Raw genomic sequence first — 15,995 nt, 5'->3', positions numbered from 1 at the left:
GGCTCGTCGCAGCCCACCAGTCAACTGTGCCAGTCTGCCCATGCCCCTGTGGGCGGGCGACGTCCCCTTTCCAGGACGTCCGTGTCGCGCCCCGAAGTGGGCCTACCGAAGGTTCATGAACGTTCCATACCCTGAGAGGCCACCGTGGGTGCGGAGTGAGAGCGGAGACATGGCGTGACGACACCGTCATCAGAGACCCCCGAACAGCCCTCCCACGAGAGCGTGCGGACCATCAACGGCCACCACGTGTCCGGGACGCTCCAGTCGGACGGGTCCTTCCTGTCGGACGACGGCACCTGGTACGTCCCGGCTCAGGGTGTGCCGGAGCATGGGAAGGTGTTGCCGGATGGTTCTTTCCTTGCGGAGAAGGTCGGTAAGGATGGTGTGACGTATTGGGGTTCGGAGACTGACGACGGTGGTTTGGTTTCGTCGGATAAGTCGGTGGTTGTTCGGCCGGATGGGACGGTTGAGCATGGGCGGGTGTTGCCGGATGGTTCTTTCCTTGCGGAGAAGGTCGGTAAGGATGGTGTGACGTATTGGGGTTCGGAGACTGACGACGGTGGTTTGGTTTCGTCGGATAAGTCGGTGGTTGTTCGGCCGGATGGGACGGTTGAGCATGGGCGGGTGTTGCCGGATGGTTCTTTCCTTGCGGAGAAGGTGGGCAAGGATGGTGTGACGTATTGGGGTTCGGAGACTGACGACGGTGGTTTGGTTTCGTCGGATAAGTCGGTGGTTGTTCGGCCGGATGGGACGGTTGAGCATGGGCGGGTGTTGCCGGATGGTTCTTTCCTTGCGGAGAAGGTGGGCAAGGATGGTGTGACGTATTGGGGTTCGGAGACTGACGACGGTGGTTTGGTTTCGTCGGATAAGTCGGTGGTTGTTCGGCCGGATGGGACGGTTGAGCATGGGCGGGTGTTGCCGGATGGTTCTTTCCTTGCGGAGAAGGTGGGCAAGGATGGTGTGACGTATTGGGGTTCGGAGACTGACGACGGTGGTTTGGTTTCGTCGGATAAGTCGGTGGTTGTTCGGCCGGATGGGACGGTTGAGCATGGGCGGGTGTTGCCGGATGGTTCTTTCCTTGCGGAGAAGGTGGGCAAGGATGGTGTGACGTATTGGGGTTCGGAGACTGACGACGGTGGTTTGGTTTCGTCGGACAAGTCGGTGGTTGTTCGGCCGGATGGGACGGTTGAGCATGGGCGGGTGTTGCCGGATGGTTCTTTCCTTGCGGAGAAGGTGGGCAAGGATGGTGTGACGTATTGGGGTTCGGAGACTGACGACGGTGGTTTGGTTTCGTCGGACAAGTCGGTGGTTGTTCGGCCGGATGGGACGGTTGAGCATGGGCGGGTGTTGCCGGATGGTTCTTTCCTTGCGGAGAAGGTGGGCAAGGATGGTGTGACGTATTGGGGTTCGGAGACTGACGACGGTGGTTTGGTTTCGTCGGACAAGTCGGTGGTTGTTCGGCCGGACGGGACGGTTGAACACGGGAAGGTGCTGCCGGACGGTACTTTCCTGAAGTCGAGGGTCGGCAATGATGGTGTGACGTATTGGGGTTCGGAGACCGACGACGGTGGGTTCATCTCGGAGGACGGGAAGACCTATATCGAAGCGAATGGAGATGTCGATCACGGGAAGACCGTGGACGACAAGTTCCTGATGCTGAAGGTCGGCAGTGACGGTGTGACGTATTGGGGTAATAAAACCGCTGACGGTGGGTTCATCTCGGAGGACGGGAAGACCTATATCGACGCGACTGGAAAGATCGAGCACGGTATCACGACTTCCGGGAAGGACGCCCACTTTCTACCCAATGGCACCTCCGTCACCCTGCCGAGTGGACAGGTCGTATATGGCTATATGACCGGGGACGACTTCTACTCGGAGGACGGCTCCACCATCGTCTTGGATGGAAAGACCGTGGTGAACGGCAGTATGGACCAGTTCTCCGGAATTTTCACCAGCTCATCGGGGGACGGCTACTACGTGGGCGCGAACGGCATCACTCACGGCACGTTCAGGGACGCGGACGGCGCCTTGATGTTTGATGACGGTTCAGGCTTTGTGCTGACCGAGAAGGGCTGGAAGGTCGATCTGCAGCAGATGCTGGACTGCGTCGACCTGATCAACAAAAAAAATGTGGATCTGAGCGACTACAGGGAGTCGATCCGGGAGCAGATTCGACTTGTCGAACACTCTTGGAAATCGCCGGCGGGTGACACCTTCTCCGACATATCCACGCAGGTGACAACCGCACTGGACAACCTGGTGGATCTCGTGGCGAACATCTCCGCTCGGGTTCAGCGGTCGCACGACAACTACGCTGAGCAAGAGCAGAAGAACCTCGACAACTTCAAGTACGAAACCGGGGGCAAGTGATGGCACTCCCAGCTGACTGGGACAACGCGGTCGTCTCCGTCGATCCGCATGCCGTGGATCAGAGCGGAGCGGAGGTGCTCAGCATCATGGACGGTATCGTCGACCGCATATCCGCCATCAACACGAGTCTGGCAGACCTCAGGCTGAGCTGGGTGGGTGCGGCGCAGAAAGAGCAGGAGGACTTCGCCGAAAAGTGGGACGAGGCGTGGGTAAAACTCTTCGGCACGAATGATAATCCTGATCTGGGCATTCTCTACCGGTTCGCACAGGGGATCCAGTCGGCTGCGGTGATCTACGGCCGTGGTGACCGCTCCGTTTCCAACTCCTTCGCCGAGTTCCAGGCCCGGATGGAGGGCGTTTTCGACTATCTGGAGCCGCTGGAGAGTTCTTTGGATCAAACCGATATCGACCTCGAAACCTTGGTGGGCAGTTTGCCGCCGAAGGTCTACCTCGGGTTTGACGCCGACGGTGCGAACAATGCATCTGGCGATGGTGGCGACACCGACTCCGCTGCTCCCGCGAACACGACCGACGTCCAGGACCAGAACTCGCACTATCACACGACGTCGATCAACGAGACGTTCTGACATTCTCTCCCCGTACTATCCACACAGTAGAGGCCCTCGCGCGCGATGTCAGAGAAAGACGGCAATAACGAGTCGTTCGACCCGGCGCCCGTTATTGCGCTCGGCAACGCGTGGATCACCTTCGGGGACCAACTGGACCAGCACATCCGGGACATGGACGGCGCCCTCTTCGCCCTCAACGGCGAGTGGACGGGCGAGGCCGCCGAGGCCATGTCGTTCGCCTTCATGAACAACAACGGCCCCAACGCCGCGGAGGCGGGGCTTCGCGGCGTTGTGGAAAACTGCTGTTCGCACATCTGGGAACTGGGCGAGCAGATCAATTACTTCGCCATGATGCTGCACGAGCAGCTGGTGGCAGAGGCGAAAGCCGCGATCTCCCAGCTTCTCGGTCTGATCTTCGGCACCATCTTCGGGTTTATCACCGGCCCCTTCCTGTCCGGCCTCTCCGAGATACTCAGTGAAATTCTGGCGTTGGGGCTGAGCCGGCTCGGAGCTCTGGCCAGCGAACTCGCGGACACCATTCCCGTCCTTTCCGAGCTGATCGGGCAGACCACCGAGGCGTTGGGCCAGCTCACCGAGGGCATCGGTAACATCACCTCCAGCGTCGTGCAAACCGTCGGGCAGATCGGCAAGTACCTGGGCCTGGAGAGCGAGGCCAGCTCCAGTGCCGCGGCCGCCGCCGCGAGGGCGGCCGAGGACGCGATGAACAAGCCCTCCGGCGCGATCACGGTCCCGGTCAATATCGTCGTCTACGGTGCGGACTTCGTCGGCGTGAGCGCCGCTTCGACCGCGGCGGCCAACGCGGCTGCGGGGATCACGACCGACTGGAAGGACTGGAAGCCGATACCGACCGACGCGCAGGGATGGATCAACTTCCTTGCCACCGGTCTCGCGATGGCTCCGTTCATGGGCGCCGCGGGCGTGGGCATGCAGATGGGGCTGAACTCGGCCAGGAACTCACTGAAGTTCAAGATTCCGAAGTTCGACCCCGGCGAGGTCAACAGCGTCAGCCCTTCGGGCGTCTCCGGTACCAGGTCCGGCACCAACGGCGGTTCGTACGACTTCGGTTCCGGCCGCCCGAGCGGATTGACCCCGTCCGACAGCGGTGGCCTCGTGGGGGGCAACCGCCCGATCACCGACTCGGGCGGTCGGCCCATCCTCAACTCCGGCCTGAGGAACGGCGGATTCGGGGAAGGCAGCACAGCGCGGCCGGTCAACGGCAGCGGTATCGGGAGCGGCCAGCCGAGAACGATCCAGCCGATCGTCCGTCCCGTGAGCCAGGGTGGCAGAAGTCAGCCGAGCGGGGAGTCCGCGCCGGGGTCGGACATCAGCGCCTCGCCCGTACGGCCCTCCTCCTCGCTGTACGGGGGCGCGGAGCCCGGTCGTGTCCCGACGACGGAGGGGACCGGCGGCTCCCCGGACGCCATCGGCTCGGGTACTCCCGGGGCGCGCGGACAGGATCTGGCGAACCAGGGCGCGACGTCCCGCCTCACCGTCGATGACGTGCAGACACGGACGGCGGGTCAGCCGAGCGGTGCTCAGCTCGACCAGTCCCATCCGACCGACACGGCCGCCTCGCACGGGACGCTGCCGTCCAGCAGGCTCTCCTCCGGGGTAGAGGACGTGCACTCGTCGGGCTCCGCGCGCACCACGGCGAGGCCGGAAGCAGAGCCGGGCACCACGGCGAGGCCGGAAGCAGAGCCGGGCACCACGGCGCCGAGGGAGCTCGGCAGCAGGTCGCCCCTGAGTACCTCCGTCCAGGAGGAGAGCTCGCGGCAGACAGGGACCACCCCGTTGCCCTCCGGCCGTCCGGAGACCGCGGATACCCGGGCGGCGAGTGGCCGTCCGACCGCGGAGTCTCCGTCGGCGTCGCACACCGCCCCCCGGACCTCGCGGCCCTCCACCACCAACGAGGGTTCGGAGTCCGATTCCGTCCATACGGCAGAGGAAGCGGCGAACGCCCAGCCGCTGACCGGGGCGCCGAGAACGGCGGAGCCCGGGGCGAGCTCGCGGCAGGTGAACCCGGAGAGGGGGCCGTCCACCGCGGCCCCGGCGGGTAGGAACCAGGGTGAGGCGCCGACCACGGAAGGTCCCGAAGGCGGATCGCCGGCCTTCTCGCGGGCGCCAGGCCACGCGCAGGAGACCCTGGGGTCGGCGGCATCGGCCCGCACCGGCGGGGAGATGTCGACCCGGCCGCCGTCCGAACCGGGCGGGAACCCCCAGACCGGTTCCAGGCCGTCGGGCACCGAGTCCAGCTACCACTCTGCCCGACAGGACGCAGGTCGGGGATCGTCGGCCTCCGAGCCGACCCCCGCCGACCCGGGTCCGAGCCGGAATCCGTCGGCGTCGAGAGTCGGCTCCGCCGCCTCCGCCGAGTTCCGGGAGACTCGGAGGGCCGACCTGCAACAGGGCGGTGAGGGGGGTGCGGCTGGCCGGGCCGGTCGGCCTGCGTCGTCGGTCCCGTCGGGCCGCCCGGACACTGCGGACGGGGAGTCCTCCCGTACGTCGCGTTCCGCGGCGGTGGAGGACGGGGCCGGCCGCGATGCGGTGGTGTCGGACGTCCGCGAGGCGGAGACGTCGAGTCCGGCGTCGTCGGAACCGGCCGTGCCGCTGGGTTCCGGGGCGCGCCCGAAGGAGGCGTGGGAGCACTACCAGGCGGGTACCGACGGGTCGTCGCCTGCCTACGGACCGGGTGCCACTGGCTCGGGTCGGGGGCGGCGCCCCTCGACCTCGTCCATCGACTCCATCGACTCCATCGACTCCGCTGACTCCGCTGAGATCATGGCCAGCCGGAGGCGGGGTGCGGCGGGGGCTGGGGATGAGCGGCCCGGTGGGGACGGTGCCGTCGGCCTGACCGGTGGGCCTGTGTCGTCGGTCCCGTCCGGTCGGCCGGGCGCCGTGGACGGGGAGTCCTCCCGTACGTCGCGTTCCGCGACCGTGGAGGACGAGGCAGGCAGCGATGCGTCGGTGTCGGACCTCCACGAGACGGGTACGTCCTCGGAACCGCCCGTACAGACGAGTTCTCAGGCGCGCCCGGGAGCGGACTGGGAGCACTACGAGGCGGATGCCGATGGGCTGTCGCCGGACTTCGAGCCGGCCCCCGGCGAACAGGGGCTGAGCCGCAATCCGTCGGTGTCGAGCATCGGCTCCGCGGACTCCGTGGACTCCGTGGAGTCCTTCGGATCCGCCGCGTCCTCCGAGTTCCGGTACATACAGCGCAGCGCCAGGCTGGCGCGGCCCGGTGGGGACGGTGCCGTCGGCCTGACCGGTGGGCCTGTGTCGTCGGTCCCGTCCGGTCGGCCGGGCACCGTGGAAGCGGAGTCCTCCCGCACGTCGCGTTCCGCGACCGTGGAGGACGAGGCCGACAGCGAGCCGGTGTACGAGCCGGCGCACTTCTCGTCGTCCTCGGCGGCGGAAACCTCCCGTCCGGGGGCGGAACGCGACGGGACATCGGAAGGCACAGCGCCCGAAGACCCCCAGGGGGCCGGTTCCGACGTCCTTCGGGACGGGGAGCCGGACGATGTCCACGCCACCGCAGCGCCGGAGCGGCCGGCGGAAGCCGAGGCGCCGAGTTCCTTCGTCCACCTCGACGACAACGCGGCCCGCCACCAGACCTGGGAGGACCTGCGGAGCCGGCTCGGCGCCGAGCTTCAGGGCGAACACGCGAAGGCGGTGGCCGCCGGTCGGCAGCGGGCGGCGCGGGCTCGCGAGGCGTGGGAGGGTTACCAGGCATACCGTGACGATCCGGCCAACGCCGGCCGCCAGCCCGGGCCGCAGCCGTACACCGACGTCGATGCCGTGGTGCGCGAGGCCGGGGTGCCGGACCACCTGGTGGACGCGGTGATCGACCGGACCCACGAGGTCACGGACGCCTACCGGGCCGAGGTGGCGCGGCAACTGGACCTCAGCCGGGCGGGGCGGACGCCGGAGAGCGCGCCCAGGCCGCTGTCGGACCGGCTGGCCGACGAGCTCGACGGGCTGCTGGGCGGAGAGTCCAGGGTGTCGGCGTCCGAGCTCGCCGCGCGGCTGCTGCACGTGGACGAGCGGGCCACCCCGAGGGGCTGGGCCAGGAGGGCGGGCGTGCCGGAGGAGCACCTCGACGCGGTGGCCGACGCCTACCGCCGGGCGGCGTCCGCGGAGCGGGAGCGCCCCGGCGGGCAGGGCGGCAGGCTGCCCTCGGTCGAGGAACTGGTGGGGCGTATCGACCACGTGTTCCCGTTCGCCGACCGTTCCCTCTCCCCGGTGGAGGTCGCGCGCACCATGGTGCGGGAGGACACCCGGTTCGCCATGCACCCGCGTCCGTTCCGCCACGACGCCGCCGACTGGTTCGCCGCGCGCAAGGACGCCCTGGACAGCGGCAGCGGCATCAGGGCCCAGGGCACGCGCATCCACACCCGGATGAGCGAAGCCCTGGACAGCAAGCGGTCGGACTACTACCGGGTGGCGGCGGAGATCCAGCTGCGCCGGGAGCAGCTGAACGACAGGATCGACCAGGTCCTCCACCGCCTGGACGCGGAGCAGCGCCTCCGCCAGGACCAGGAGCGGCCCCGCCAGGACGAGGGCGGGTCCGACGCGCTGGTGCTGGCGCCGAGGGGGATCCGGCCGGCCGCGGCCCGGGGCGAGGAGCAGCTCCGGACCCAGGGCGCGGGTGCGTCCGACGGGCTGGCGCCGAGGGGGATCCGTTCGTCTGCGGACCTGGACGAGTCCGCCGGCGCGACGGCGTCGGAGGTCCAGCCGTCCGCGGACCCGGCGTACGAGGACGTCAACGAGCTCATCCACCGCGCGGACGAGCAGAACCGCCCCCAGACGGAGGAGGAGCTGCGCACCTTCTGGGAGGCAGAGCGCAGCCGCCGCGAGGAAGCGGGCGCGTCCGAGACGCCGGCTCCGGCGGCGGAGGACATCCGGTCGGCCGGGGACCGGGACGAGCCTGCCGGCGCGTCGTCGTCGGAGGCCCAGCCGCTCCAGGACGCGGGTGCGTCCGACGCGCTGGCGCTGGTGCCGAGGAGCATCCGGTCGGCCGGGGACCGCGACGAGCCCGTCGACGCGTCGGCGTCGGAGGTCCAGCCGCTCCAGGACGCGGGTGCGTCCGACGCGCTGGTGCCGGCGGCGAGTGGTGTCCGTTCGTCCGTCGACCGGGACGAGCCCGTCGACGCGTCGGCGTCGGAGGACGGAACCCAGGCCCCGCGCGGTCCGGAGCGGTACCGGGGCGACCTGGAGTCGTCACTCGCCGCCGAGGCCAGGGTCAGGGCCGAGCTCATGCAGGAGGTCAACGCCAAGGTCCACCAACTCGTGGACAGCTGGGAGGTGTTGAGCGGTCCTCGGGAGGCGGCGCGCGCCGACGGGCGGCTGAGCCGCGACGAAATGACCTGGAGCGCGCTGAACCGGGATCTCGATCGCTGGCTGCGGGTCCGCACGGACGAGCTGCACACCCAGCTCGCCATAGCGCGGAACGGCGGTTCCCTCTTCCACTCCATGGCCGAGGCCAAGGGCCTGAGCAAGGCGTCGCCGGAGTGGCACGCGTTGCAGTCGGCGTTCCTCGACGACTACGCCCGTGCGACCGCGACGCTGCCCGACGGCCGCCGCACCTCCACGCTGCCGCCCGGCCGGGCCGCCGAAGCGATGGAGCAGCTCGACGGCCAGGTGGCGGAGCTGACCGCGCGCTGGGCCGGCCGGCTGGAGACCAGCGCCGCCATTCGGGGCCTGACGCACGCCGCCCGCCGCGAACTCACGGACTACACGTCGGAGTTCGCCGGTACGGGCGTCCGGGCCCGGGTCAGTGGAGAGGCTGAAGGGGTCGATATCGAGCGGCAGGTGCTCGCAGACCACGAGGCGGAGCTCCGGAGGGTGAGCGCCGAACTGCACGGCGGCCGCCCGCTCGCGGACACCGACCCCGCCGGCTGGGACGTGCACATCGCCGCTCTGTCCGAAGCCCACCTCGGGCTCGTGCGTGCGCTGCCGGCCCGCTACGACCTGTACGCCGGCATGAACGACGTGGCCCGGCGCGCCCATGACCGGATCGGAGAGCTGGCCGACCGCCTGGGCGCCCAGTCGGCGGCCGACGCCCGGGTCGTCCAGCGGGTCCGTGACGACGTCGTCTCGGCGGTCGCCGATGCCTATCGCGAACGCGTCGGCCTGCCGGAGCAGGGTGAGCGGTGGTCCGCGGCGGAACTGGCCGAACGCGAGCAGACGTTCTGGCGTGCGGACTTCGAGCCGCGGATGCGGTCGCTGCCGGACCGGATCGCCTTCGAGGGGGCGTTGGAGGAGGCGCTGCGCGAGGCGGGCACCGAGTTCCACCGGATCACCGAGTCCGCCGCCGAGGGGACCGGCCCGGGCGTCAGGGGCGCCGGCGCGGGCGCGCTTTCGACGGATGAGCTGGCGACGGCCTACCGCGAGGATTCGGCCAGGCTCTTCAACCTGGTGTACGGCCCGTCCGGGCGGGATCTGGGCGCGGCCCTGGACCGGGAGCGGGCGGACGGCGACGCCTTCCGGAGCCGGCTGCGGCAGGAGCGGGACCCGCGCCAGGCGGACGGACAGGCAGCCGAGGGCCGCGACGAGTTTCTACCGGCGGAGATCGGGACCAGGGCCCGGACCGAGGCGGGGGCCTCGGAGCAGGGCGCGGCCCGGGACACCGACGCCTCCGCGGGGCACGAGCCGCTGTCCGAGCACGCGGGGGCGGCGGAGCACGTCGAGCCGTCGGTCAGGCCGCTGCCCGACTCGGCGGCCGCCCTGCGGGTCGGCCAGGATCTCTCCGGCCTCCACTCGGCGACCGAGCTGCGGGACCAGGGCTACGCGGAGTTCGGCCGGCGGCTCGACCTGCGGCCGGACCGCACGGAGCTGACCGAGAGCTCCTGGCTCCGGGACGGGGCCACGGAGACGGCCGAGGCGCGCGAGTGGTTCGCGGACGAGTGGACCAGGCGGTCGGACGCGGACCGGGCGGGTCTCGCCGGAGAACTGGACCAGAGGCTGGACGCTTCCGCCCGTACCGCCCGCCTGTACACCATCTTCAGGTCCGATGTGGTGCACGCCTCGTACGAGGGGGAGCACCTCTCGACGGCGTTCGCGAGCATGCCGCTGCGGGAGCGGACCCTCATGGGCCGGCGCTTCGCGGAGGAGGCCGCCCCGCACCTCGGCCCGGACGGGCTCGCGGGTACGGAGCACCCGGCCGGGGCGGGCGCCCGTCTGACGGCGCGGTACCGGGCGGGGCTCCTCCGGGTGGCCCAGGAGCAGCGGGACCGGGTCGCCGCCTCGGACGCCTTCGACGGGGCCCTTTCCGGGAGCCGGAGGCAGGACGGCAGCCCGCGCGACCTGAACCGGCCGTCCGCCGAGCTGAGCCCCGAGGCCCGCGCCTGGTACGCGCGGGAGCGCGACCGCTTGCGGCAGCAGTACGCGGAGGACTGGCTCGCCCTCGACCGCACCGGGGACCCGGTGCAGTCGGCCCGGCTGGACGACGCCGCCTACGAGCAGGCCCACCAGTTGCTGGAGCGTGCCGAGGCGGCCGGGGCACTCGTCCGCGACCTCGACCGGGCCGCCGCCGACCGTCCGGCGGGGGAGGACTGGTCGTCGGACCTGGCCGGCTGGTACCGCCGGGAGCAGAGCGCGCTCACCCGGCGGACCGAGGGAGCGCTTTCCCTCCTGCCGCAGTGGGAGCGGTCCGGAGCCCTGGACATTCTGGGGGGCCGGCTCGACGCGCTCGCCGAGGTCGCGGCGGAACGCCACGCGGCGGAGTCGGAGTTCCAGCAGCTCCTCGACCACCACGCCGGGGACCTGCCGGCCACGGACGCGACGTCCCTGGCCGACCAGTGGCACGCCGCGCGGGTCGACGGGCTCCGCGCCGACTACGTCCAGGCGAGGGCCGCCGCCTCCCGGGCCGCGGAGAGCGCCGGGCGCGAGTTTGCCCCCGCACCCGAGCGGACGGCGGCCGACGACTGGCGGCAGGCCGCGTGGGAGAGGGAACAGGCGTCCATCCAGCGGCAGTTCACCGACGCCCTCACGGACGGCGACGCGCTGGGCGCGGGCGCCCGAAGCGCGGGCGCGCTGGGCGAGGACGGGCCGGGCGTGGGCGCGGGCGCGCTGGCCGAGGACGGGCCGGGCGCCGGCGTGCTGGCCGAGGACGGGCAGGTCGTCCGGCGCGAGGGCACGGGCGAGCCGGACGGGGACGCCGGCGGCACGCGGTCCCGTCGCGGCGGCCCCGACGACCAGGTCGGTGGCGACCTGCGGTGGCAGGCGGAGGTGGCGGTCGGCCTGGAGGCGTTCCGGCGCAGCCACCGCACCTGGGCCGGCGAGGCAGGCTGGTCGCGGCTCGCGGCGGACGCGGAGACGGCCAGGGCGGCAGCCGATGCCGTCCACGCCCGCGTCATCGGGGACTACGAATCGGCGCTGTACGACGCGCTGGCCGCCGAGCCGAACGGCCGGCCGTCGGCGATCGGCGACCGTGCCTCCGACGGCTCCCAGCTGCCGGGATGGCTGGAAAGGGTGACCGCGCCGCTGTGGGACCGCTTCGACCGGGAGGCCGCGGACCTGGCCGGACGGGCGCTCGTCCACGACGCGGTGGCGCGGGCCGCACGCGACTTCGGGGACCGGCGGGAGCCGCACAGCGAGGAACTCCCGGACACCTTGGGCGTCCGGGAGCCGAGGGTGTCGGAGTCCGGGCTCGCCGCCGTCGAGCAGTCGCTCACCCGGCAGCTCAGGGACGTGCCCACCGAGGAGGAGCACGCGCGGTCGGCCGCCGAGAGCACGGCGGACAGCACAGCGGACAGCACGGCGGCCGACCACGACGCGGCCGGTGCCGGCACCAGCCTGGCGGAGATCCGCCGCCCCGCGACCAGCGCGGAGCGGTGGCACGCGCGGTACGTCAGGGTGACCGCGCGGCTGCCCGAACTCCTCGCCCGCCAGGCCGCGCGCGAAGCGGCCGTGCGCCGGGCGGAGGACACGGCGGACGCGGCGTTCCGGGAGTGGAACCTCGGCCGGACCGCGCAGGTCGCGGAGGCCCGCTCGCGCCTCGGCCTGGAGGACTTCAGCCTCGACGTGCGGACCCAGGACGAGTTCCGGCAGTCCGGCCGTGCCGTCGCGGAGGTGCTCTTCGACGAGACCTTCCCCGAGGACAGGCAGTCGCCCGCGGAGCGGGCCGCGGCGGCGAAGGACTGGAACGCGGCGGCAGGAGCGCTGACCGACCTTGGCCGGATCCACACGTCGCTTCTGGTGACCGCCGTGCGCGAGAGCATGGAGGCCAGGATCGACCGGGTCTTCACGAAGGCGTACCAGGACTGGGCGGGCGAGTTCTCCAGCCGCAGGATCGACGCGGCCGGCGACGGCGGCATGGGGCAGGCGCGGATCGGGCTGGGCCAGCGGATGCGGTCCGCCTACGACCGGGCCTTCGAAGGCGTCGGCGACCTGCCGGAGCGGGTGTCCGGCGCCGTGTGGGAGTGGGAAGGGCTGGTCGACCGGATCACCCGCGACCTTCCCGCGCACTTCGACTACGAGACGGCCGCGGCGCGTTCCCTGCGCGACGCGCGACTGACCTTCGACGGTATCGCCGAGGACCTCGGCGAGCCCCGGTCCGCCCACCAGGACCAGGACCTGGAGCGGCTGGAGCAGGCCAAGGACGTCGCCGGCGAGGCGTGGAGCCGGGCTCACCGGTCGCTGTGGGGGCCCGAAACGCTCTCCGGCGAGTGGTCGCCGCGGGACACGCCCACACCCACGCACCGTATCGAGGACGGCGTCGCGGACGACCTGGACGGCCTGGACGATCTGGACGACCTCGATGGCGTGGACGGCGGTGGCCGGGCCGTCCAGACGACCGGCCGGCGGACGGACGTCTCCGCACCGCCGACCCGGACGTCGCCGACGCGGGACGGCGATGCGACCGGCGCGGGCGAGGGGGCCGAGTCCGGTTCCGCCGAGTCCCCCTCGTCCGATGCTTCAGACGCTTCTGAGTCCCCTTCCGAGTCTCCTTCCGACGGCACCCCGGCGCCGGTCCAGGAGCGCCCGGACACGGAGTCGGCGCGGGACGGCGACCACGCGCTCTCCGGCGGGGAGCCGTCCGGTCTGCGGGGAAGCAGCCGCCGGGCCGCCGAACAGCGGGCCGGTGTGCGGGGCGGCGACGTCCGGGACTCCGGCCGACCGACGGTCGGCCCGGAGGTCCTGGACCGCCGTTACGGCAGGCCGGCGGCGGCGAGGCAGAACGCGGTCGAGGACCTCCTGCGGGACACCGCGGCCGAGCGCCAGATGCCGTGGTGGATTCGACTCGACGACGTCTTCCAGCAGATAGCCCACGGGCAGACGGGTTGGCTCTACAGCGTCAACGAGCGGGGCAGCCTGGTCGTGAGCCTCAGGAGGTCCGACGCCGGCCTGGAGCAGGGGGCGTTCGCCCAGCTGCTGGCGGACGCGCGCGCCTTCGAACCACGGCTCCGTGCAAACGAGTTGACGGACCGTGTCGAATGGCACGACCACGCCCGGTTCACCGACGGGACGGCCCGGGTGTCGGGCGAGCTGCGCTGGAGCGACGAGGCAAAGGCGTGGACGGTCACCGCCGACTCCGCCCTCATGCGTGATCGGCCGGCTTCCGACTCGGCGGACACGGAGCGGTGGCTGCGCAACGTGGCCGTCCGGTTCTCCAACAAGCTCGGCGTGACCGTCAAGCCGGATCTGTCCCCGGTGCGGCGGCCCGACAGCGGGGCTGACGGGTTCACCGAGGGACGCGGCCTGTTCGGCCAGCCGGACCCGCGGGCCGGTGTGCGGGACGGCGACGTGCGGGACTCCGGCCGGCCGACGGCCCGCCCGGAGGTCCTGGACCGTGGTTACGGCAGGCCGGTGGCGGCGAGGCAGAACGCGGTCGAGGACCTGCTGCGGGACACCGCGGAGGAGCGGCGGACCTCGCAGCGCATTCGGACGGTCGACGAACTCTTCCAGCAGATGGACGCCGACCGGCAGACCGGTTGGCTCTACAGCGTCAGCGAGCAGGGCAGCCTGGTCGTGAGCCCCAGGAGGCCCGACGCCGGCCTGGAGCAGGAGGCGTTCGACCAGTTGCTGGCGGACGCGCACGCGTTCGAACACAACCTGGATGCGGACGAGTTGGCGGACCGTGTCGAGTGGCACGACCACGCCGGGCTCGCCGGTGGGACAGCCCGGGTGTCGGGCGGGCTCCGCTGGAGCGACGAGGCGGAGGCGTGGACGGTCACCGCCGACTCCGCTCTCATGCGCGATCGGCCGGCTCCGGACCGGACGGACGCGCAGCGGTGGCTGCGCAACGTGGCCGACCGCCTCAGCCTGGAACTCGGCGTGCCCGTCCTGCCGGACGCGACCGGCGTCGACGACTGGACCCCCCCGGTCGAGTCCTTCACCGAGTCGCCGGTGGCGGGGCAGCGGTCGGTGCCGGAATACCCGCTGAAGTCCGTGCCCGAGCGGGTGCCGGTGATCGTCGACGCGCCGCCCGTCCCCACGCAGGGGGAACAGTCTCCGGTGGTACTGGACCGGGTGGATTCCTCCGTGCCCGGCGGGAACGTGCCGGAGTTCGTCGTCCCGTCGGCGTTTTCGGAGGCCGGTGAGACGGAGTCGGTTCAGTCGGCCGACGAGGCGCAGTCGGTGCCGTACGTGCTGAAGTCCGTGGCCGAGCGGGTGCCGGAGATCGTCGACGCGCTGCCCGACTCCCTGCAGGCGGAACAGTCTGCGGCGGTGCTGGACTGGGTGGATTCCTCCGTGCCGGGCGGGAACGTGCCGGAGTTCGTCGTCCCGTCGGCGTTTTCGGAGGCCGGTGAGACGGAGTCGGTTCAGTCGGCCGACGAGGCGCAGTCGGTGCCGTACGTGCTGAAGTCCGTGGCCGAGCGGGTGCCGGAGATCGTCGACGCGCTGCCCGACTCCCTGCAGGCGGAACAGTCTGCGGCGGTGCTGGACTGGGCGGATTCCTCCGTGCCGGGCGGGACCGCGCCGGAGACCGTCCCGTCGGCGCCTCCGCAGGCCGGGGAAACGCCGGCGGCCCCGTCGCCGGTGCCCTGGTACATCCGCGGCTCGGGCGGCGTCAACGCGCTCGGGGACATGGAGGTCGTGTCGGTCACCCGGCCGGCCGACGCGGTGGAGCAGGCGGAGGCGGCGGTGGCCGCGTTCGGCCAGAAGCCGCTCACGTCCCCGAGCACGTCCGCTGCGAACCCGGGCAGGACGGGCTGGCTCGCGCCGAAGCTGAAGGAGAAGCTCGAAGGGACGTTGATCGACGCCCTGGAGTCGGTCGACGTCGAGGAGTGGACCAGGCACCTGCGGTCGGGCCTCACCGTCAGCCACGACGGCGTGGTCGTCCGCGTGCGGTTCGGCCTGGAGGCCCCGGAGAAGCTGGACGAGCCGGAGAAGCACCCAGTGCTGACGTTCGGCGTCTCCAAGTACGGCGACACCTCCTACATCCAGTCGGCCTCCCACGAGACCGACGTCAGCATCGGCATCCTCGCCGAGGGCATGGGCCGCCTCACCGACGGCGCGTTGTCCACGGTCATCGGCTCGGTCAAGCCGTCCGTCGGGTCGTCCGTCCGCACGGAGCACACCCTCGCGGAGGAGGTGCAGGCGGGCAGCCGGCCCACGAACGCCGCGCGCACCGACGCCGCGCACCGGGTGCGGCTCAGCTTCTGGGCCGTGACCGAGGACGGTGCCACGGCCGAGGCCGACCACGGCGTCACCGGCACGTCCGTACGCGCGCGCCACGCCACGGTCCTGGCGGCCGATCCGGCCGAGCCCAAGCCCGTGCTGCAGGTGGGAAATCCGGCGGCGATGGAGGGCTTCGACCGCACGTTGGGCGCGGTGGACACCACGGCGCTGGAACAGGCCTTCCTCCAGGCGCTGCTGACCACGAGGGCGGTCTCGGTCGAGGGCGCGCCCTCGGTGATGGACACCGCGACCTCCGACATCCTGGACGAGAAGTCGCTGCGGGACCGCGGCGAGTACACCTTCACGGGCTCCCTGGTGTCCAACACCCTGGTGACGGCGGACTTCAACGGCTACGTGAAGGTCAACGCACGCCTGGTGTCGGTGCAGGACTGGGGCACGGCCGCCGAGGGC

3 protein-coding genes (1 of these 3 cut by a window edge) are annotated in these 15,995 nt (G+C 71.2%); all 3 read left to right on the top strand.

Features of this window, described 5'->3' with window-relative positions:
* The first annotated feature begins 222 nt into the window (after window positions 1-222).
* Tightly spaced (at most 45 nt apart), the 3 genes in view from BS72_RS14255 to BS72_RS14245 form a layout consistent with a single transcriptional unit that may run on beyond the window.
* Window positions 223-2,373 carry a WXG100 family type VII secretion target gene (locus tag BS72_RS14255; protein WP_037910846.1) on the top strand — a complete coding sequence of 717 codons (2,151 nt, stop codon included), beginning with the start codon at window positions 223-225 and terminating at the stop codon, window positions 2,371-2,373.
* Window positions 2,373-2,960 carry a WXG100 family type VII secretion target gene (locus tag BS72_RS14250; protein WP_157856227.1) on the top strand — a complete coding sequence of 196 codons (588 nt, stop codon included), beginning with the start codon at window positions 2,373-2,375 and terminating at the stop codon, window positions 2,958-2,960. Before BS72_RS14255 ends, BS72_RS14250 begins: the two co-directional genes overlap by 1 nt.
* Window positions 2,961-3,005: 45 nt before the next feature.
* Window positions 3,006-15,995, top strand: the 5' portion of a protein-coding gene (locus BS72_RS14245; protein ID WP_157856226.1) for a hypothetical protein. The gene runs 33,603 nt beyond the window's last position; 12,990 of the gene's 46,593 nt are visible here — the first part of the coding sequence; the start codon lies at window positions 3,006-3,008; its stop codon lies off the right edge, out of view.

Origin of the sequence: Actinacidiphila yeochonensis CN732 (assembly GCF_000745345.1) — a bacterium.
In the GTDB taxonomy this organism is placed as follows: Bacteria; Actinomycetota; Actinomycetes; order Streptomycetales; family Streptomycetaceae; genus Actinacidiphila; species Actinacidiphila yeochonensis.
Note: the sequence above shows the minus strand (reverse complement) of the source record. Positions and strands in the feature narration are given on the sequence as shown.

Coding starts and splice junctions, on each gene's coding strand:
- BS72_RS14250 (WP_157856227.1), top strand. CDS start 2,373: ATGGCACTCCCAGCTGACTGGGACAACGCGGTCGTCTCCGTCGATCCG.